Origin of the sequence: Ostreiculturibacter nitratireducens, from assembly GCF_032670585.1 — a bacterium.
Lineage (GTDB): Bacteria > Pseudomonadota > Alphaproteobacteria > Rhodobacterales > Rhodobacteraceae > Ostreiculturibacter > Ostreiculturibacter nitratireducens.
On the sequence record NZ_JAVQHL010000009.1, the window covers coordinates 1 to 18,426 of the forward strand.

17 protein-coding genes and 9 pseudogenes are annotated in these 18,426 nt (G+C 59.1%); 10 read left to right on the top strand and 16 right to left on the bottom strand.

The window, feature by feature from the left end; all coding sequences use genetic code 11:
• Positions 1-107 precede the first annotated feature (107 nt).
• From ABCN56_RS19530 to ABCN56_RS19545, 4 genes and pseudogenes are all read right to left on the bottom strand, one after another.
• A pseudogene (locus ABCN56_RS19530) lies at positions 108-452 on the bottom strand (IS6 family transposase); the annotation flags it as partial.
• A gap of 270 nt (positions 453-722) precedes the next feature.
• The gene (locus ABCN56_RS19535; protein WP_343082529.1) at positions 723-1,310 is read right to left on the bottom strand and encodes a hypothetical protein; all 588 of its coding nucleotides are present in this window, start codon (positions 1,308-1,310) and stop codon (positions 723-725) included.
• Positions 1,311-1,548: 238 nt separating this feature from the next.
• Positions 1,549-1,839: pseudogene (locus ABCN56_RS19540) on the bottom strand (transposase); the annotation flags it as partial.
• Positions 1,840-2,236: 397 nt separating this feature from the next.
• Positions 2,237-2,872 (bottom strand): annotated as a pseudogene (locus ABCN56_RS19545) (IS6 family transposase); the annotation flags it as partial.
• Between the two features lie 360 nt (positions 2,873-3,232).
• Here ABCN56_RS19545 and ABCN56_RS19550 point away from each other — a divergent pair.
• Together ABCN56_RS19550 and ABCN56_RS19555 are read left to right on the top strand one after the other, a co-directional pair.
• Positions 3,233-3,457: a hypothetical protein gene (locus ABCN56_RS19550; RefSeq protein ID WP_343082514.1), complete on the top strand. Its 225-nt coding sequence runs from the start codon at positions 3,233-3,235 to the stop codon at positions 3,455-3,457.
• Complete coding sequence (locus ABCN56_RS19555; RefSeq protein ID WP_343082515.1) at positions 3,458-4,402, top strand: hypothetical protein; 945 nt, start codon at positions 3,458-3,460, stop codon at positions 4,400-4,402.
• 116 nt (positions 4,403-4,518) lie between these two features.
• Here the strand turns inward: ABCN56_RS19555 and ABCN56_RS19560 are convergent.
• A pseudogene (locus ABCN56_RS19560) lies at positions 4,519-5,318 on the bottom strand (IS5 family transposase).
• 111 nt (positions 5,319-5,429) lie between these two features.
• Positions 5,430-5,915 (bottom strand): hypothetical protein, encoded by a 486-nt coding sequence (locus tag ABCN56_RS19565; protein WP_343082516.1) that lies wholly within the window; start codon positions 5,913-5,915, stop codon positions 5,430-5,432.
• Positions 5,916-6,261: 346 nt separating this feature from the next.
• Here ABCN56_RS19565 and ABCN56_RS19570 point away from each other — a divergent pair, with 346 nt between their 5' ends.
• Positions 6,262-6,786 carry a c-type cytochrome gene (locus ABCN56_RS19570; RefSeq protein ID WP_343082517.1) on the top strand — a complete coding sequence of 175 codons (525 nt, stop codon included), beginning with the start codon at positions 6,262-6,264 and terminating at the stop codon, positions 6,784-6,786.
• Positions 6,787-7,081: 295 nt separating this feature from the next.
• Here ABCN56_RS19570 and ABCN56_RS19575 read toward each other — a convergent pair.
• Positions 7,082-7,364 (bottom strand): annotated as a pseudogene (locus ABCN56_RS19575) (transposase); the annotation flags it as partial.
• Positions 7,365-7,429: 65 nt separating this feature from the next.
• Here ABCN56_RS19575 and ABCN56_RS19580 point away from each other — a divergent pair.
• Positions 7,430-7,729 (top strand): annotated as a pseudogene (locus ABCN56_RS19580) (integrase core domain-containing protein); the annotation flags it as partial.
• A gap of 84 nt (positions 7,730-7,813) precedes the next feature.
• Here ABCN56_RS19580 and ABCN56_RS19585 read toward each other — a convergent pair.
• Positions 7,814-8,656, bottom strand: a complete 843-nt coding sequence (locus tag ABCN56_RS19585; RefSeq protein ID WP_343082518.1) for a hypothetical protein — start codon at positions 8,654-8,656, stop codon at positions 7,814-7,816.
• A 497-nt stretch (positions 8,657-9,153) separates the two neighbouring features.
• Positions 9,154-10,305, bottom strand: a complete 1,152-nt coding sequence (locus tag ABCN56_RS19590) for an acyl-CoA dehydrogenase family protein (RefSeq protein ID WP_343082519.1) — start codon at positions 10,303-10,305, stop codon at positions 9,154-9,156.
• Between the two features lie 115 nt (positions 10,306-10,420).
• Here ABCN56_RS19590 and ABCN56_RS19595 point away from each other — a divergent pair, with 115 nt between their 5' ends.
• A complete protein-coding gene (locus ABCN56_RS19595; protein ID WP_343082520.1) occupies positions 10,421-11,113 on the top strand; it encodes a winged helix-turn-helix transcriptional regulator in 693 nt (230 codons plus the stop codon).
• A gap of 320 nt (positions 11,114-11,433) precedes the next feature.
• On the opposite strand, the gene ABCN56_RS19600 is transcribed toward ABCN56_RS19595, so the two are convergent.
• Positions 11,434-12,138 (bottom strand): IS6 family transposase, encoded by a 705-nt coding sequence (locus tag ABCN56_RS19600; RefSeq protein WP_343082521.1) that lies wholly within the window; start codon positions 12,136-12,138, stop codon positions 11,434-11,436.
• Positions 12,139-12,190: 52 nt separating this feature from the next.
• Between ABCN56_RS19600 and ABCN56_RS19720 the strand changes: the two genes are divergently transcribed.
• Positions 12,191-12,391: an MvaI/BcnI family restriction endonuclease gene (locus tag ABCN56_RS19720; RefSeq protein ID WP_425466131.1), complete on the top strand. Its 201-nt coding sequence runs from the start codon at positions 12,191-12,193 to the stop codon at positions 12,389-12,391.
• On the top strand, positions 12,378-13,061 hold the full coding sequence (locus tag ABCN56_RS19605; RefSeq protein ID WP_343082522.1) for an endonuclease III domain-containing protein: 684 nt from the start codon (positions 12,378-12,380) through the stop codon (positions 13,059-13,061). Before ABCN56_RS19720 ends, ABCN56_RS19605 begins: the two co-directional genes overlap by 14 nt.
• Positions 13,062-13,099: 38 nt before the next feature.
• Here the strand turns inward: ABCN56_RS19605 and ABCN56_RS19610 are convergent, their stop codons facing one another.
• The gene (locus ABCN56_RS19610) at positions 13,100-13,522 is read right to left on the bottom strand and encodes a nuclear transport factor 2 family protein (RefSeq protein WP_343082523.1); all 423 of its coding nucleotides are present in this window, start codon (positions 13,520-13,522) and stop codon (positions 13,100-13,102) included.
• 187 nt (positions 13,523-13,709) lie between these two features.
• On the opposite strand from ABCN56_RS19610, the pseudogene ABCN56_RS19615 reads away from it, so the two are divergent.
• A pseudogene (locus tag ABCN56_RS19615) lies at positions 13,710-14,060 on the top strand (DDE-type integrase/transposase/recombinase); the annotation flags it as partial.
• Between the two features lie 51 nt (positions 14,061-14,111).
• On the opposite strand, the gene ABCN56_RS19620 reads toward ABCN56_RS19615, so the two are convergent.
• From ABCN56_RS19620 to ABCN56_RS19630, 3 genes are all read right to left on the bottom strand, one after another.
• Complete coding sequence (locus tag ABCN56_RS19620; protein ID WP_343082524.1) at positions 14,112-14,693, bottom strand: GNAT family N-acetyltransferase; 582 nt, start codon at positions 14,691-14,693, stop codon at positions 14,112-14,114.
• 214 nt (positions 14,694-14,907) lie between these two features.
• A complete protein-coding gene (locus ABCN56_RS19625) occupies positions 14,908-15,108 on the bottom strand; it encodes a DUF1059 domain-containing protein (protein WP_343082525.1) in 201 nt (66 codons plus the stop codon).
• A gap of 181 nt (positions 15,109-15,289) precedes the next feature.
• Positions 15,290-15,994, bottom strand: a complete 705-nt coding sequence (locus tag ABCN56_RS19630) for an IS6 family transposase (RefSeq protein ID WP_343082526.1) — start codon at positions 15,992-15,994, stop codon at positions 15,290-15,292.
• Positions 15,995-16,038: 44 nt separating this feature from the next.
• Here ABCN56_RS19630 and ABCN56_RS19635 point away from each other — a divergent pair.
• A pseudogene (locus ABCN56_RS19635) lies at positions 16,039-16,161 on the top strand (IS3 family transposase); the annotation flags it as partial.
• 169 nt (positions 16,162-16,330) lie between these two features.
• On the opposite strand, the gene ABCN56_RS19640 reads toward ABCN56_RS19635, so the two are convergent.
• Positions 16,331-16,519 carry a hypothetical protein gene (locus tag ABCN56_RS19640; protein WP_343082527.1) on the bottom strand — a complete coding sequence of 63 codons (189 nt, stop codon included), beginning with the start codon at positions 16,517-16,519 and terminating at the stop codon, positions 16,331-16,333.
• 163 nt (positions 16,520-16,682) lie between these two features.
• Between ABCN56_RS19640 and ABCN56_RS19645 the strand changes: the two genes are divergently transcribed.
• On the top strand, positions 16,683-18,215 hold the full coding sequence (locus ABCN56_RS19645) for a winged helix-turn-helix domain-containing tetratricopeptide repeat protein (RefSeq protein ID WP_343082528.1): 1,533 nt from the start codon (positions 16,683-16,685) through the stop codon (positions 18,213-18,215).
• 66 nt (positions 18,216-18,281) lie between these two features.
• Here the strand turns inward: ABCN56_RS19645 and ABCN56_RS19650 are convergent.
• Positions 18,282-18,426 (bottom strand): annotated as a pseudogene (locus ABCN56_RS19650) (IS6 family transposase); the annotation flags it as partial.

The following is an 18,426-nucleotide window of genomic DNA, read 5'->3' on the forward strand; positions in this document are numbered from 1 at the left end:
ACATCATCACCGCCAGGCGGATGATCTCGGGGCTGGTCTTGAACCACTTGAACGGGCTGGCTTTGGTCATGCCGAGACGCTACCGAGCCCCCTGCCCCGCCTCAAGCCTGGTTTCTTTGACAGTACCTTTCCAGCACCTCGCCTTCATGATCGACGGCCCGCCAGAGGTAGTGCCGCTCACCATTGATCTTCACGAAGATCTCGTCGAGACGCCAACGCCATCGGCTGGATTTCATCCCTTCGATCCGGCGCTTTCGGATCTCGGAGGCGAACATCGGACCGAAGCGATGCCACCAGAACCGGACTGTCTCGTGGCTGACCTAGACACCCCGCTCATGCAGCAGGTCCTCGACATTCCGGAGCGAGAGCGGGAACCGGACGTAGAGCATCACAGCAAAGCGGATGATCTCGGGGATGGTATTGAAGTACCTGAATGGGCTGCGTTTCGTCATTCACGGACGCTAGCCAGTGCCCTACCCCGTCTCAAGCCGAGTTTGTCTGACAAGGCCTTCTCCCGCGAAAGCGACACGTCGGAGACTCTGTTTGCCTTGGATCTTGAAGTCTATGGGAACTCCACGAGTCCAAAGTAGATCGCGAGGATCATGGCTAGCGCAAACAGCGCATAGACTAGTAGCTCGAAGGACACCAGGCCGATCCAGCCAAGAAGGAACCGAATAACCACGTGTAGCCTGCGCTTTCGCCTCGAACGATTGCTGGACACTCTAACTGCTTTCCATGCGCTCGATCGCCGCGACAATAGATGCGGACAGCTCGCCGGCCTGGAGGAGACCAATTGTGCCGCCGGTCAAAAAAGCCCATGGAACTTCAAATGGAATGAATTCAATTGGCCCCGGCGACAATAAGATCGGCGCAAGAAGAATGGGCCAAAACAGCCCCAAGGTGGCGCCAACAGAAGCTCCCACAATTGTAAGGACTACCCATTTAGAGCCGGTGGCCGTTATTCGACGCAAGATCAGCCATTGGAGGATGGCAAGAACGAGAACACCTGGAAAAATTCTTTGGGCTAGGAGCCACGGAAACCAAAAGAAAAACCCACCGGGCACCCACCACAACGGAATCAACATCGCCATTATCGCCACAGAAGATGCCGGTATCCAAAGACCCACGAGAAATGGGTTGGTGCCCAGATAGCGACCTGTAAGTCGCTTCAAGACGCTCCACTGCGCCATCGCAAAGGAGACCCCCACCAGGAGCGCGAAGCCAACAAGATGCCAGCCGAACTGTCCCGTAGGGTTCTGCCCAAAGGCAGCGCTGGGGAAGAAGAACACGGCAGCGCCAGCGCCTGCCATTGCTCCGAGACCGCTTGCCAGTGGCCATTGCCAGCGAAGTTCGGACCTCAGTCTTTGCCTTAGGTCTGTATGGCTCGGCAATATATTCGCCCTTCTTGTTCGGGTGCTCAAACTCACCAACTCCCGATAGGAGTTGGCCAGAACAGTGAACCATCTTGAGTAAGATCGTTGATGGGAATTTCCGGTGCAATGATCCAAGGCAATAGTGAAGACGCCGAGGATTAGAGAGCGGTGTACCCTCGGCGGCCAGCCCCTCCATCATCCGGGCAAAGACCCCCATGTCGCCCCAACGCTTCCAGTGGTTGTAGAGCGTCTTGGGCGGTCCTTAATCCCTGGGCGCATCGCACCCGCGCAAGCCGTTGCGACTGATGAAAACTATGCCGCTCAGGTCACGCCGGTCGTCGACGCGTGGCTTGCCATGGCTCTTGGGGAGTGAGGCGGATCAGCAATCGATCCGGTGGATCGATTGCCCGACGAACGGTTGAAGACGCGCCATCTGCTCGTCCGTCAGCCAGAAAAGATTGCTCATCGGTCAGTCTCCTTGCGGAGCCTGAATCATGCCGCAAGCTCGAGATCAATGGGTCCTGACCCTAGTCAGCGCCCTGCCCCATCTCAAGCCGAGTTACTCTGACAAGACCCGCGTCGAGCGCATCGCGGATTGCGCGAGCGAGATCGCATAGCGTATGTGGCTTGCCGAGCTTTCTCACGGGAGTACTCCGATTTCGTGGCCCCGCCATGTCGCCCGTATCATGGGCCGAGGTCATCAGCACGCCGACGTCGGGCCTGTTCGCGAGCACCCAATCCGCAACGTCATGACCGGACATGCCACCCGGCATAATGATGTCGCTGAGGACCAGTGCGACCGCATTGTCGGGTGCTGGCAGACTAATTCGAACCAGTCTTAGCTAGGACAGGGACGCTGTCCCTTATTCCGCACGGAGACCGCGCCACTCGGCGAGGGCGGCGGCGCGATTGGCCTTGAAGAGGGGTCGACTTGAGAGGCTGCGTTCCAGATTGAGGTGGTTGGTGACGGAGGCATGGACGGAGGCGAACTTCTGGAGACTTCGCATCCGCCGGAATCGGAGCATCGCCCGCTCCCGTCGTCGGAACGGCAGGTGCGAGTTCTCCGCCCTGTTGTTCAGCCAGCGGCCCGTCTCCTGGCGGATATCTGAGCCGAACTCCTTCAGTGCGGCGCCGTAGGACCTCAGCTTGTCCGAAACGATGCATTCGGGCTTCCCGTGCCTGCGGATCGCTTTTCTGAGGAATTTCAGGGCCGCCTTCTTGTCCCGCGTCTTTGTGACGAAGCTTTCGAGCACCTCGCCTTCGTGGTCGACGGCACGCCAGAGATAGTGCCGCTCGCCGTTGATCTTCACGAACATCTCGTCGAGGTGCCATCGACAACGACTTGATCGCATGCCCTCGATCCGGCGTTTGCGGATCTCGGCAGCGAACGTCGGACCGAAGCGATGCCACCAGAAACGCACCGTCTCGTGGCTGATCTCGACGCCACGCTCGTGAAGCAGGTCCTCGACGTTTCGCAGCGACAGCGGGAGCCGGACAAACTGTCCCTCGTGGCCCTGGCTTACCGCACGCGAAAGAGCTTCACACGACATTCGGCGCAACCGCAGTGACTCTTGTTCGGAGGAATCACCGGACAAACGGGGCAAGCACCTAGGCGGTCACCGCGATGCACCCAGAATTGTGCATCCGCTCTGGGCTCGCATCGGTCATCTGATCGCTTTTGTCGGGTTCCAGTACGTTGAGCGTCCGCTTGGCGGACGAAGTAACCGGTGATAGTTCTGTTTCTGAAGCAGTTTGCCCGGCCGCGCCGCTTCGCCGACCGTGTAGCCTCGCTCGCGAGCATGGGTCAAAGCTTCTTGGTTTGGTTGGCTTGAGGCTATCAGTCCCTGGGGGATTTGAGCGTGGACTCACCATGGAATCCGGAAATCCTGGCCCTTGAGATTGGCTTCTTCAGCTATGCGCTGATCTACCTTGGCGGGCTGGTGCTGCTTGCGGTCAGGGGGATGCGGCGGGGAATCCCTGTCGGTCTTACGATCCCGACAATCCTGGCATGGGGCGCCGCCTCGATCCCCGCATCTGTCATGGTCTTCGTGGCTGCGGCGCGGGTCTTTCTGGGTGAAAGCTGAGTGGCTCTCCGAGACTTCGATACGGCCGTCTGGCTTCTGTGGCTTTACCAGTTCGCTTTCGCTCTGCTGCCGGGCATCGCGTTGCTGGCCGCGACCATCGGCGTCTTTCTCGTCTATGAATTCGCGGAAGGGGTTCTGGCGCGAAGGCAGCGGCAACCTTTCGATCCTGGCCTGCGTGGGGTCCCGGATATTGCGCTGAGTCATATCTTGGCCGCTCTCTTCCTGTGGGGAGTGCGAACCGCGCTGAGCATTGCTGTCGCGTTCGTGGGGCTGGTCGTCATCCTTCTCATCGACAGAATGCGTGACCCGGTTCAGGAAACGGCGAGGCGCCTTGAGGATCGGCCCCTCTTTACGGGAACATTTGAGCCACAACTGAGTACGGATTTCGTGATCCTCCTGTCCCTGTTCGGGACCGGAGTGAGCTTGATTTCCGTGGTTTCGCTTTACGTTTCGTTGCGTCGTCTAGCGCGAGACTGGCGTGCGCGGTCGGCGACAGCCGGAGCGGATCGGCCCGAACCCTTGATCGTCAGACTGTTCGGCGAGGTCAGGTTCGCAGGGCTGGCCGTCATGTTCGTGCTTCTCTACCCGGTTCTCGGCATCGTGATGCAGATGGTTTGGGCAGTGGTTCTTCTCGTGCCTCTCCCCGTGACGATGACCCAGATCTCCGTCCCTGGCGGCTTCACGATGATCGTCTGGGTCCTCGCCACGATGTGGCTCATGATGATTGCCGTGCTGTCGTCGCCGATCGTGGGGATTCTCAAGCGCTGGATACTGATGACGCTGGCGCACTACCGGGCGAATCTTGTCTTCCAGATACTGCTAAAGGTCCTTTTCGCATTCTGGGTCGGCGTTCTTGGCCTTGCGATCGCCATGCTCGTCCAACTTGAGACCGGAGAATGGCTTTACCCATCGCATTTCTCTCGGTGGACGCCGGCCCAATATTGAGTCTATCGCCAGAGGTCAAAATGGTTTTTCAGGGACAGGTCTCCTTGCGGAGACTGAATCACGCCGACAGTCGGAAATCAATGGGTCCTGACCCTAGGCTCCAGACTCATTGATTTTCAAAGCCAAAACATGACGGTTGCGGCGAGGGCGACTGCGGACAGGAAGACCTTTGGGCATCTGTCGTAGCGGGTTGCGACGCGGCGCCAGTCCTTCAGGCGTCCGAACATGATCTCGATCCGGTTTCGCCGTTTGTAGCGGCGCTTGTCGTAGCGGACGACTTTCCCGCGGGACTTCCTGCCGGGGATGCAGGGGCGTATCCCCTTGTCCTTCAACGCTTCCCTGAACCAGTCGGCGTCATATCCCCGATCCGCGATCGACCACTCGGCTGCAGGCAGGCTGCCCAACAGGGGTGCGGCACCGGTATAATCGCTGACCTGGCCTGCGGTCATGAAGAACCGCAGCGGGCGGCCCTTTGCGTCCGTGACGGCGTGCAGCTTCGTGTTCAACCCGCCCTTGGTGCGCCCGATCAGGCGCCCGCATCCCCCTTTTTCACCCGCAGGCTCGAGGCCGTGCGGTGCGCTTTCAGGTAGGTCGCGTCGATCGTGACGGTCTCCTGCTCGGCGCCCTCGGCGGCCAGACCTTCCATGATCCGAGCAAAGACCCCCATGTCGCCCCAACGCTTCCAGCGGTTATAGAGCGTCTTCGGCGGTCCATATTCCCTGGGCGCGTCGCACCAGCGCAAGCCATTGCGATTGATGAAGATTATGCCGCTCAGGACACGCCGGTCGTCGACGCGTGGCTTGCCATGGCTCTTGGGGAGTGAGGCGGATCAGCAATCGATCCGGTGGATCGATTGCCCGACGAACGGTTGAAGGCGCGCCATCTGCTCGTCCGTCAGCCAGAAAAGATTGCTCATCGGTCAGTCTCCTTGCGGAGCCTGAATCATGCCGTAAGCGCGAGATCAATAGGTCCTGAGCCTAGAGTTTATAGGCATTTTCTAGAAGGATTTACCCCTTGCTCTTTGACCTCATACCGCTTCCTTTGCATCACGAACTTGTGGAAAACGTTCCTTGATCAGATCCTGAAAGCTCTTAGGGTATCCAACACAGATGCGCCGCCAAGTCGCGGAAAAGCCAGGTGCTTGCATATGCCGATCGAGGGCATTCAGATAGGCGTCCCAAACCTCATCTTCGACCAAATCTCGTTTGTGCTGAATATAGGCGGAGTATATCAATGACATGTATGTCCCTACACCGCGTTCATATTGGTAGAGTTGCGCATCCGAAAGCACAGCGGGATCTTCGCCTCCCCTGATCATCAGATCAGCGTTCTCAGCCAGCAAAGCAAACACTTCGCGCTCAAGGCTCATAAGTGACTGGACAGTGGCGCCTTCAATCGCGTGCGCATTGTGGCGGACTTCGTATATCAAATAGATGATTGAGATCACGACACCGATCGCGCCGGCCACGGATGCCATCCCCTCAATCGCAGCCCAGTTCACGTTTTCAAGCATCTCCCAAAACTTTCCCAGCAAGCAACTTGACGCAAGCTTAGCGCAGGGCCCGATGGTTTTCATAAAGTTTTTCAGTGTTCATGGTTTGCTTCACGGACATTCGTGCAGGCCACAGCATCGGTGAAAAATGGGCTCGGACCTGACCTTCTCCGCGTCGCGGCATACAGGCGGGAGGCGAGCAAGGCGTTCGTCACTCAACGGCCCGAAGCGGACGTTGATAGGGGCCGCAGCGAACGCCTGATCTGAGCCCATGGCCGTCGTTCGATCTGCTATCCCAGTGTGACAAGAGCAGTTCTCGGCTGCATACTAGCTGAGGGATGTTTCATCCCGGATCGGAGGGGTCGTCATGAAGTCGTGGCTACTTTTGAGCGCACTCGCTTTTAGCGTCGCTTCCGTGGCGATCGCGCATGAGAAAGCGACAGGCGTGGTCAAGGAGCGCATGGAAAAGATGGAGCGTTTCGAAGAGCTAGTCGAACGCATCTTCGCTATGCTGCACGGCGAACTTTCCTACGATCCGGAAGCAGTGCGGCGCGCAGGCTTGGAAATCCAGGAAGGTGCAGGCAAGCACATGACGGCACTTTTTCCGAAGGGGTCTAATGAGGCGCCCAGCGAAGCGAAAGATGCGATCTGGTTGGATTTCGGATCCTTCGAGCATCTTTCGCTGATGCTTGAAAGCTGGTCGGGCGAACTGGCGGCGCAGGCCGAAACGCCACCTGTCGGCAACCTGCCTAAGAAGTGGGAGAATGCGGAGATGGGCCCCGCCATGATGCAGGGCGGCGGCATGATGCGACAGTCTGGTTCCGTGTTCGCGGCCTGGCACGTCGCGGCGACCTGCAACGCCTGCCATGCGGAGTTCCGAAACGCGGATTGAGCGAGCCTGAGGTATTCTGACTTCGTCCTTTGGCCGCTTAATCACGCGAAGCAGGCGTTTGATTACTGTCGCGGCGAAAGACCGCTTTCCGCCCATCTCGTTCCTTGAGTCTTGCCCTGGCGAACAGCGACTAGCCGGTACTCTGTCCGATCCGGGCTATCGCCCTCCCCCACCCCGGCCCAGCGTCACCTCGGCAGCAGCCGCTCGAGCCTGCGGAGCACCTTTCGGCCCGCTTCGATGCTCTCTCGAGTTCCGCGACCTCCCCAGGATCCTCCTCGGTCTCGAGCGCGGTCCTGAAGTCCTCGATCCGAGACGGCTTTCCGCAGGCGCTCGTTCTCCTTCTCCAGATCCTTCAGCCGCTTCACCTCGTTGGTCTTCAGGCCCCCGAACTCCTTCCGCCACCGGTAGTAGGTGAACTGCCTCACGCCAATCGAACGCACCGCCTCGGCCACGGACTGGCCTTGCGACACCAACACGTCGACCTGCAGCAGCTTCGCGACGATCTCTTCAGGCTTGTGCGCTCTGCCGGGTGATCGATCCACTGGATCGATCACTGATCCGGCTCCGATCTGGGGCATTCCTTCATCCTCCAACTGGCTCGAAAGCCTACTTCAGGGAGGACCACTTCTAAGGGGGCAGGCCAGCCGTCGGTGCCAGGACCGCCTACATCGAGCCAAGGTCACCTTCGGAGAACGGATACTGCCAGAGCTTCAATGCGAAGCCACGGGATGAGCTGCTCAACGGCGAGATCTTCTACAGCCTCGCCGAGTCGAAGATCGTCATCGAGAGCTGGCGTCGGTACTACAACACCATGCGCCCACACTCATCCCGGGGCTATCGGCCCCCGACTCCAGAGGTCATCTCGTGGCCGGCTTCGCCATCCGGAGCCGCTTCGCCGGCCACCCCAGCCGTAGCGCCAAGACCCCTCATGCACCAAGACTGAAACCGGACCACTCGATCGGGGCAGGCCAAGGCGCCGCTGCGCAACGTCGCTAGCTTAGTTCGCTGAGTAAGGACACGGGTACCATCATTGAGACGGAATGAACTCGAAGGTCGACAACAAATCAATAAAATTCAGATAGATATCGTCTTCGAGTGAGTCATAAGCGACGGTAAATACGAAAATCTTGCTGTCGTGCGCAGCGACGATGTGTTCGTTCTGATACAGGCCGTCGGTGCGATACCGCACCGCATTGGCTCCGGCAAGCACGGTCTCTTCGATTGGACTCCGCGCCAGGTCGACATGCGATTTCGTCTTGTTGCGATCGACCCAAACCGGTGCGTGGAGGTGCGGGCTGTTGTCATATATCTCGATTGTGATGGATTTCGGGCCGTCCCGGGCGCCTGCGTCTTCGGAGAACGTATCAAGGTCGTCGCGTACCATCAGGGACAGGCCGTACATGAGGTCCGGGCTTTGGCCATCCGTTGCCGGCACAGCTGCATAGCCTGCCGGCTCGACACGGAACGTGAACCGGAAACCATGCTCCTGTACCGAATGTCGCGACAGAAGGTGAAATGAGTGACTCTCATCGCCACAGGGAACGATCGCGCCATCCTCTGATCTCGTCCCGAGCACCGAGACAAGGGCCCCGGCACGCAATTCTTCCGGAGGGGCAAGATTGGCCCGTGCAGCGCAAAGGTTCCGGCCTTGCGAAGGTACGGTGATCGTCTCGACGCCCCCTCCGGCCGTACGAACCTTCACCGCCGTCGGCCCGTCGAAGGCCAGAGCGGAGAGGTCCACTTCCGTGACTTCTCCTACAACTTCCACAGTCTCCGCCACCGCATTGCCAGTTGCGATTGCCAGAACAGCGGTCATGACGCCGATTACCGGCCTCACGCGGAACCGAAGAAACACGAGCGGCGAAACCATGCCATGAACTCCGATTGAGTTTTTCACCAGGACCAGCAATGACGCAGGTACGGCACGCGGATTGTATTAGAGCGGGTTCTGGCACACGTCTATCGACACTTCTGCGGAAATCGGCCGCCGGGTGCCGGCCGACGTCCACAGACAAGTTCGAGGGAGCGATGGCGATTCGAACGATCGGGGCGGCCGCGAACACGCTCGTCGGAACCGTCATCTAGTATGACCAAGTGCCACAGGCTGCGTGCCGCCGCCCGGTGCGCGAGAAGCCGGTCGGGTACTGTCAGAGGAATCGGGCTTGGCCCCCCTTCCCCGTCCTCCTTGGTGAGCGGAGGGCGCAGACGTTTGTTCTACAAGGAGAAAGGCCTTCCAGATCGCCGCTGAGGTCAACAACCGAGCCAAGATCAGCCTGGCAATCAGGTTTCTTCTGACAAGACCCTCGTAGGATGTCCGTTCATGGTTCGCGCAACGCGACCGTCGCGATCGCACCGGAGCGGATGCTCTCAGAAGATCTTCTCGGTGGACTGACCGAGCGCCAGAGCGCCCACGTATTCCGCCTGTATCTCCTTTTGCAGTGGATGGTACCGCGCAGCCTGGATGTCGCGAAACAGACGTTCGAGCTCGGCCTTCCGGTAAAAGCCAGCACCGCCTGCCAGTTCAAGCGCAAGCTCAACGCTCCGGATGGCGTTTTCCTCGACAAGCCGGCGGCCGGTCATGACTTGCCCGACCGTCTCGGCTGAGGGGTCATTGCGTTCGGAGACATCAATCATGTGGGCATGGGCGAGTCGTGCGGCCACCAGCGCGGTTTCCATGCGCCCGGCACGATCTCGAAGGAGCGCCGAAGGCGGACGCTTGGAGGCGATCTCGATGGCAATGTCGCGCGCACGTTCGGCCACACCGAGATAGACGGCATAGATAAGTGGGAACGCTGTGGTCCCGAGCATGAAGAAGATCGGGTGCCAGACACCCTGTGGGCGTTTCGCGGCCACCTTCTCGTCGGGCACGAACAGGCCGTCGATCATCACGTCGTGGCTGCCGGTTCCGCGCATGCCCAATGTGTGCCAGGTATCCAGAATGGAGATTTCTGGCGCCGACATCGGACACGGGAAGTGGATGACCGTCCCGCCGTCTTCTGGCGTCACCGCGCTCGTCATCAGGATGTCGCCTGCCGGGCCGCCGGAAACGAACATCTTGCGCGCGGTCACCTTGTAGCCGCCGTCGACCGGCTCCGCCTTGCCCGAACCACCGATCCAGTCGCCACCACCAGACGAAAGCAGGACGAGCTTTTCGTCCGCGATACGTCGCAGAAGCGGCTCCGTCTTGTCGCGGGTCGAGGTCTGGTGGTGCCAGCGCCAGGCCGGGAAGGCGACCTGATGGGTGTGCATCGAAAGCGCAAGTGCAGTCGACGAACAGCCATGCGCCAGCTCCCTCAAGATGCCGCAGAGTGTGCGGATGTCAGCGCCACCACCGCCGAGCTCGGCCGGCACACCGGCGTCGATCAAGCCCGCATCCTTGGCCAGTTCATAGCTTTCCGAGACGAAACTGTCGTCGTCATCCCGGGCCCTAGCTTGCTTGGCGCATTTCGCCGCAAGAGTTTTGGCAACTTCGACAAAATCGCGTTCCGTCGGTCGGTCCATGAGGTCAGTCTGGGCCATGTCTTCCTCCCTGGTTCGTAAGCCTTATGCCCTCATGTTCGTCCGAATCTGGCTCTCCATGATAGTACAGTAAGTGAATCTCATCGGCGGCCATGGGCCGAAAAGGAGCAAGACAATGGAGATTACCAACCTTTACAGCCAGTTCTGCCCGGTCGCGATGGCATCCGAAGTTATCTGCACCCGTTGGACACCCTTGGTCATGCGTGAACTTCTGTGCGGCTCGGTTCGCTTCAACGACATCCGCAAGGGCGTCCCCAAGATGTCACCCAGTCTCCTGTCCAAGCGTCTCAAGGAGCTGGAACTGGCCGGCGTAATCAAGTCGGTGCAGACGGAGCGCGGTGCATCCGAGTATCACCTCACTCAGGCCGGTGAAGAACTGCGTCCTCTCGTCATCGGGATCGGCAATTGGGGTCAGAGGTGGGTCGAGTCGCGCCTGTCGCTTAGAAACCTCGACCCTTCTCTCCTGATGTGGGACATCCGTCGCAATTTCGATCCCGACCCACGCCCTTCTCGCCGGTGCACGATTCAATTTTTGTACCCGGAGCTCACGGAACTTCTACGCGATTGGTGGCTTCTTGTTGACGAAGAGGGGACGGACCTGTGCCGCACCGATCCCGGATACGACGTCGATATTCTCGTGACGGCGGACTTGCGCGCCTTCACTTCTGTTTGGATGGGCATCACGACATTGTCTCAAGAAATGGAAACCGGCGCCGTCACAATCGACTCAACATCGGACCTTGAAGCCAATTTCAGAAAGTGGCTGAAATGCAGCGTATTCGCGCCCCAGAAACGAATGGTCAGCTAGCGTAATCTGATGCTCGCCCCCAAAGGCCATTGATCCTGCTGAGTTGTCATTTGCCGTCTGCTCTGTATAGTCGCCATCGGCCAATCCCGAACCCTTGATGCTGCTCCACCTGACCATGGCGACAGCAGGCGGTGGTTCTCCCGCATGATAAGATCGCTTTTGTGCTAAGCTTCGGGTTGGGGAGGGACCTTCAATGCTCGACTTGGACACATTCATCGCGGACTGCGTAGATGCAGTCGAAAAAGACCCGACGCACAAATCCGCCGCAGGGTTGTCAGAGCAATGCGAACCAGTCTCAGCAAGAGCAGGATCGCTGTCCTTTACTCGGAGCAGAGACCACGCCACTCGGCGAGAGCGACGGTACGGTTCAGCTTGAAGATGCGTCGGCGGGTGAGACTGCGCTCCGAGTTGAAATGGTTGAAGACCGAGGCATGGACGGCGGCGAATTTCTGCAAACTTCGCATCCGCCGAAACCGCAGCATCGCCCGCTCGCGTCGTCGGAACGGCAGGTGCGAGTTTTCCGCTCTGTTGTTCTCCCAGCGACCGGTTTCATGTCGGGCATCAGCACCGGTCTCCTTGAGAGCGGCGCCATAGGACCGGAGCTTGTCGGTAACGATCACCTCCGGCCGACCGTGCTTGCGCATTGCTTTCCTTAGAAATTTCAGCACGGCTTTCTTGTCCCGTCTCTTCGTGACGAAGCTCTCCAGCACTTCGCCTTCGTGATCGACGGCGCGCCAAAGGTAATGGCGCTCGCCGTTGATCTTCACGAACATCTCGTCCAAGTGCCACCGCCAGCGGCTCGACTTCATGCCCTTGATCCGGCGCTTCCTGATCTCGTTGGCGAACATCGGCCCGAACCTTTGCCACCAAAACCGAACCGCTTCATGGCTCACATCGATACCGCGTTCATGGAGGAGATCTTCGCCGTTTCGCAACGATAGCGGGAAGCGGACATACAGCATCACCGCCAGGCGGATGATTTCGGGGCTCGTCTCGAACCACTTGAAGGGGTCGTGTTTGGTCATCCGCTGAGGCTAGCCAGCGCCCTGCCCCGCCTCAAGCCGAGTTCTTCTGTCAGTGCCCCGAGAAGTTCTCCACACCCGGAAGCCGATTCTTTCCCAGTTTGATCTCCTGCTCGAACAGGGAGAGATAACCATGGACCACCTGCTCAAGAGGACTCCCAAGGGGCGGGTTTCCGAGAAGGGCCCCCTCTTCAAGATCAATGCCGGTTCGCTTGGCCTCCTCTTCCCCCCGAGCAAGTCCTATGCGCTTCGTTAAGCCCGACTTCGGGCTCCTGTCCCCGGGTGAGAAACGCAAGATCTCCCTCCTGCGGAAGGACCTCCTTGCCTGGTTTTCCCATCACGGGCGCGACCTTCCGTGGCGTAGCCCCAGCGCCTCGGAGTTCGAGAAAATATGCGTCGAGGTGTTGCTGCAGAGAACAAGGGCCGAGACCGTGGCCGCGATCTACCCCGCGTTCTTCGCAAGGTTCGAGAGCTGGTCCGACATCGCCGATGCTTCGATCCCCGAGCTCGAGGGCCATCTCAAGCCTATCGGGCTGTGGAGACGACGCGCGGTGTCTATCAAGGGAATCGCCACTTACGCCGCAAAGCGGAACGGCCAATTCCCCAAAGACCCCTGCGAGCTCGGCAAAGTTCCGGGCGTTGGCCAGTACGTCATGAACGCCATCCTACTTTTCCAGCATGGGGCGCGGACGCCCCTCGTCGACGTCAACATGACGCGCGTCTTGGAGCGCTTCGTGAAGCCCCGCACCCTGTCGGACATCCGCTTCGACCCTTGGCTGCAGGCTGCGTCGCACTGGCTCGTGCGCATGCAACCGGTCGAGACAAACTGGGCGACGCTGGATTTCGCGGCCAGGGTCTGCATCTCCAGGCATCCGCGCTGCAACACGTGCCGCGTGGCTTCCCGCTGCAAAGCCAACGTCCGATAAGCGGACGAAGCGGCCCTTCGTCAACAACGAAGGACTGCCTACTGTCGCAGATGGTCCGGAACAGGATTCGCTTCTTCGGCTTGATCCCAGGCATGTGCCATGATCGACCAGCGGCCATCCGACTTGACGAGAAGATAGCCACTTATGTCGTGATTGATCTCGGTCCCGTTTTCTAAGAGTTCGGACATCGCCAGAACGACGGCGATATTTCCGAAGCGCAGAATCTTCATGCCCTGCGTGTGCTCCTCGAAACTGTGCAAGTTCATTCGCGCAACCGACTCCATCCGGTCGATGAACGCATCAAGTGAGTGTATTTGCGAAGGACGTGCCGCTCCGCAAAGCGTTGCACCGAGGTGGAAATCACTTCTGAAGCGATCCCAGTCTGGCTCAGTATCCTTATCCCATCGCATCGCCTCAAAATGCGCTCCGATCAGTTCACGAATTTCATCTTCGTCATTCATTGATAGCCTCTTCTTCTGATTTGGCCCGTTCCCGTGATTGACCGTGGCCCCGCGTGTCGCGCCGCGATAACTGATGAGGACGAACCGTCAAGCATTGGCCCGAGTTCCCGAAAAATCTAACCTCAGTTATCCGTTCCCTCCAACTCCCTGAATGAATCGAGATCCTTCTTCGGAGGTAAATCAGAGCTTTGCGTCCGAGATCTGCAAGCGTCGGATCCAGAGCATGAAGTCCAGCCGGTGGCGTTGGCACCTCGACGAGGTCTTCGTGAAGGTCAACGGAGAGCGGCACTATCTCTGGCGGGCCGTGGATCACTAAGGCGAGGCACTGGAGAGCTTTGTGAAGAAGACGCGGGACAAGAAGGCCGCGTTGAAGTTCCTCAAGAAAGCAATGCGCAGGCACGGTCAGACCGATGCCATCGTGACGGACAAACTCGGGTCCTAAGGCGGTGCTCTAAAAGAACTCGGTGCCGAAGGTCGGCAGGAGGCTGGCTGCTGGTTGAACAACAGGGCTGAGAATTCGCACCTGCCGTTCCGCCGACCCTGATCTGGGCAGCGCCTGCGTCCGAGTTACGGACAAAGCGGCCACAGATCAGTTTAGCGATTTGACCAAAAGAACCCATTTCTCAGTCTCTGTTTCCCAGCCTTCTTTCGCGCATGGGGCCGTCGCCACCTCTTGGTAACTCTTTCGTTCGTACAGACGCCGCGCACCGATGTTGTTACTGGAAACGATTACGCTCATCTGGTTCAAGCCTTCCGCAACGGCAATTTGATCCGCGAGATCTAGCAAACGCGAACCCAGTCCTTGGCCGCGGAACTGCGGATAGCAGGCCAGCACGTTCACATACCAACTCTGTAGCGCTCGGTTTTCCAGCTCCTGTAACGGACGGAACAACGTTGGAAAATCCTCGCCAATCTCAACCGGTTCAGCGCCAATCCGGTAACCGGTCAGGCTGGCGACCGCGCCATTTCCAAAATCCACGACGACAATTTGGCCTTCACGCGCTTTTTCGGCCTGTCGTGCCCGGCCAACCGCCCACGGATCTTGCCCGTCCTCGGCGAGCCCATTCCAGATGTAAAGTGGTAGGCCCTCACCGGCAAAGTTAACGAGCTCTGCAAGCTCCGCTGCATCCGCCGACGTGGCAAGTCTCATCGGCGCTTCTAGTGAAATCATCGTCGGCTCCTGGAAGGGACCAAACCTAATGCTTGGGGTTCCGAGCACACACGGTAACAATTGGGCCGTACTTCGCATAGACCGCTTCGGGCTCGATGCCGTCGAGCATCGCTCTGGTTCTGAACGTCGGCTGCGGAAAGCGACAGCCGTCGGCCTTCGTTGCCCCGATCTGCAGGATCGTGGGCAAAGCTGAGACCCTGTTTCTGCAGTTCGCCTAGACACTCACCGGCTTGATCAAGGTCTCCAGGTATGCCCGCGTTTCTTTGTCCCAATCGGCAGGATCTTCATCGTGCGCGATCTGTGCATGAAGCTCCATGAGCTTCCAGACCTCGCCCTTGGTCTCCGCCACCACGCTCGCGGGACAAGCTTCCATCCCCTCACAATCCCGACACGAGTAGGTATATGCGTTCGCCATGCCATTCTCCTCCTGCTCGAAAAGGATAGCAGACCCTGGGCCTATTTCCGAATCCGGCTCCAAGGCGGATTTCCGTGTGAAGCGCAGCCTCCCTGCGGCCGTCCGCTTCGTGGACGAAACAGACTTTGGGTGCTGCCAGACGAATTCGAACCAGTCTCCACAAGAATTGCAGAGCTGTGCCTTATGCCGCGCAGAGATCTCGCCACTCGGCAAGAGCTGCGGTTCGGTTGGCCTTGAAAAGGGATCGGCTGGAGAGGCTGCGTGCCTGGTTGAAGTGGTTCAAAACCGAAGCGTGGATGGCGGCGAATTTCTGAAGACTTCGCACGCGACGGAAACGGAGCATCACCCGCTCTCTTCGTCGAAATGCGAGGTGCGAATTCTCGGCTCGGTTGTTCAGCCAGCGACCCGTTTCCTGCCGGTCCGCTACACCAAGCTCCTTCATTGCGGCACCGTAGGAGCGAAGCTTATCCGTCACGAGGACATCGGCGCGGCCATGTCGCTTCATTGCTTTCCTTAAGAATTTCAGAGCAGCCTTCTTGTCTCGGGTCTTCGTGACCACGCTCTCGAGGACTTCACCCTCGTGGTCGACGGCGCGCCAGAGATAGTGTGTCTCGCCATTGATCTTCACAAACATCTCGTCGACGTGCCAACGCCAACGGCTGGATTTCATGCCCTGAATCCTGCGTTTTCGGATCTCAGCGGCAAACATCGGGCCGAACCTGTGCCACCAATAGCGGATCGTCTCTTGGCTGACATCCACCCCGCGCTCGTGCAGTATGTCTTCGACATTCCGGAGCGATAGCGGGAAGCGGACATACAGCATCACCGCCAAGCGGATGATCTCGGGACTGGTCTTGAACCACTTGAAAGGGCTGGGTTTGGTCATGGCAGACGCTAGCCGGCGCCATAGCCAGGTTTGTCTGACAAGACCGCCCGCACTCATCTCTGGGGTATCGTCCCCCGGCCCCAGAGGTCGTGCAGTGGCCGGCTCCGCCATCCGGGCCCGCTTCGCCGGCCACCCCAACCGTAGCGCCCAGACCTGTCATGCACTAAGACTGAAACTGGACCACCCGATCGGGGCAGGCCAGTTCCTGCCACGGCGACGGTCTTCCTCTGACGCCCATCCCCCGCCGCCGCGCAACGGGAACGGTCATGTCAGGCCAAACTGGTTCGAATTAGTCCGCCCGCACCACTTCGAATGCCGGATCGTCACCGCACGCATTCATTTGGATCGGGGCCTTTCGGTGCGCAGAAATGCGGCGCGAATGGGATCCAGCCCTCGACCTAAGCCCGCCATGATAGCCAGCACCAGGCGCTTCGCTTGCTTGGCCTGAAGCGTCCGGCCGTGCCTGTTTCTGCGCTCGGCAATCTCGGTGGCGTGAGTGAAGATGTATGCGTCCTGAGTTTTCATCTCGTCCTCCTTGAGCTTTTGTCCTGGCGGCAACGCCATGCAGAAAAGACTGACATCGAACGCATCCGAAGGCTTTCAGGAGGCTTTCAGGAGCCCTTCGGAAGACCTCGCCCCCGCATCCATTTGTCTTGAGATGGCCGCTTCCGCGTGGTGATATCTTTCCATGAAAGGGTCGCAGGCGATCAGTTTCCTGGATTTTCGGCTCGATCCGGCTCGCGGCGAACTCACGCGCGCCGGCGTCCCTGTTCCGGTGGAACCCCAAGTCCTTGACCTGATCATCCAACTCGCGACCCATGCCGGGAACATCGTCACGCGCGACGAGCTCATCGCTCATGTCTGGGGCGGCAGGATCGTCTCAGAAAGTGCCATTGCCAGCCGGATAAACGCGGCCCGTGCCGCGCTCGGTGACGACGGGGCCTCGCAGCGGATCATCAAGACGATCCCGCGGCGCGGCTTTCGGTTCGATGCCGAGATCAGCGTTACGGAGCCTGACGGCCCGACGCTTCCTGACAAGCCTTCGGTCGCGGTGCTGCCGTTCCAGAACCTCTCGGGCGATCCCGAGCAGACCTACTTCTCAGACGGCATTACCGAAGACATCATTACCGACCTGTCCCGCTACGACGACCTCTTCGTGATCGCGCGGCATTCAAGCTTTGCATTTCGCGACGCATCCTTGTCGCCCAGCGAAATCGCGCGCGAACTGGGCGTTCAATATCTTGTCGAAGGCTCGGTTCGTCGTGCCGGTGCGCGTATTCGTGTCACGGCCCGACTGGTCGATCCGATTGGAGGCAACGATCTTTGGTCAGAGCGATATGATCGTGACATGCGGGACATCTTTGAAGTTCAGGACGAAATAAGTTCGGTCATCGTCAATACTCTGGTCGGCGCGATAACGCGGCAGCATCATAGACTTTCGCTTCAGAAAAGTGACGATGCGGTGAACGCCTACGACCATTTCCTGCGCGCGGTCGAACTTAACTACCGCATGGAACCGGCCAAGGCCCGAGCAGCGCGTGCGGAGGCGAAGAAAGCCCTGGAATGCGATGGTGGATTGGCGCGGGCCCATGCGCTGGTGGCGTGGACGCATATTTCAGAGGCGTCAAACGCTTGGGCCGAGGATACACGAAAGGCGCTCGACTTGGCCAAGGCCGCCGGACTGGCCGGCGTTTCCGCAAATAACCGAGAGCCCTTTGCACATGCCGTGCTCGGGTGGGTCTACATGTGGAGCGACAAGGCATTTGAGCGCGGAATCGAAGAACAGCGTCGGGCAATAGAAGCTAATCCGGGAAACGCGCAGTTCCGCAGCATGTTTGCGTTCTCATTGACCTACGCAGGTAGATCGGCTGAAGCTTTGTCGGCTCTGGATGAGGCGATGCGCTTGAATCCCTACTATCCAGAACTTTTCCACGTGTTCTATGGCAGGGCGCTTTTCAACCTGCACCGGTATGAGGAGGCAATGCCAAGATTGGAACGCATTCGCTCGTCCCAACCCTGTCACGCGAATGCCCTGGCCCATGCTGCTGCGTGCTATGCTGCACTAGGTCGCCTTGAGGAAGCACGGGAGACCGTGGCGGAGGTCAATCGGGCGAGCGTTCGTTACACACTTTCCCATGCACGTGAATTCGTGGCCTATGCGGATCCAGAAGAAAAAGCGCACTACCTCGAAAATCTGGCACTTGCGGGTTTGGCCGGTTGAGAGCCTCCGATAGGGTGGTGGCAGACAAATTCGAACGCGTCTCAGCTAGGACAGTGACGCTGTCCCTTATGCCGCGCCGATAAGGCGCCACTCGGCAAGAGCGGCGGCGCGGTTGGCCTTGAAGAGAGGTCTGCTCGAGAGGCTACGTTCCTGATTGAAATGGTTGGTGACGGAGGCGTGGACGGAAGCGAACTTCTGCAGACTTCGCATC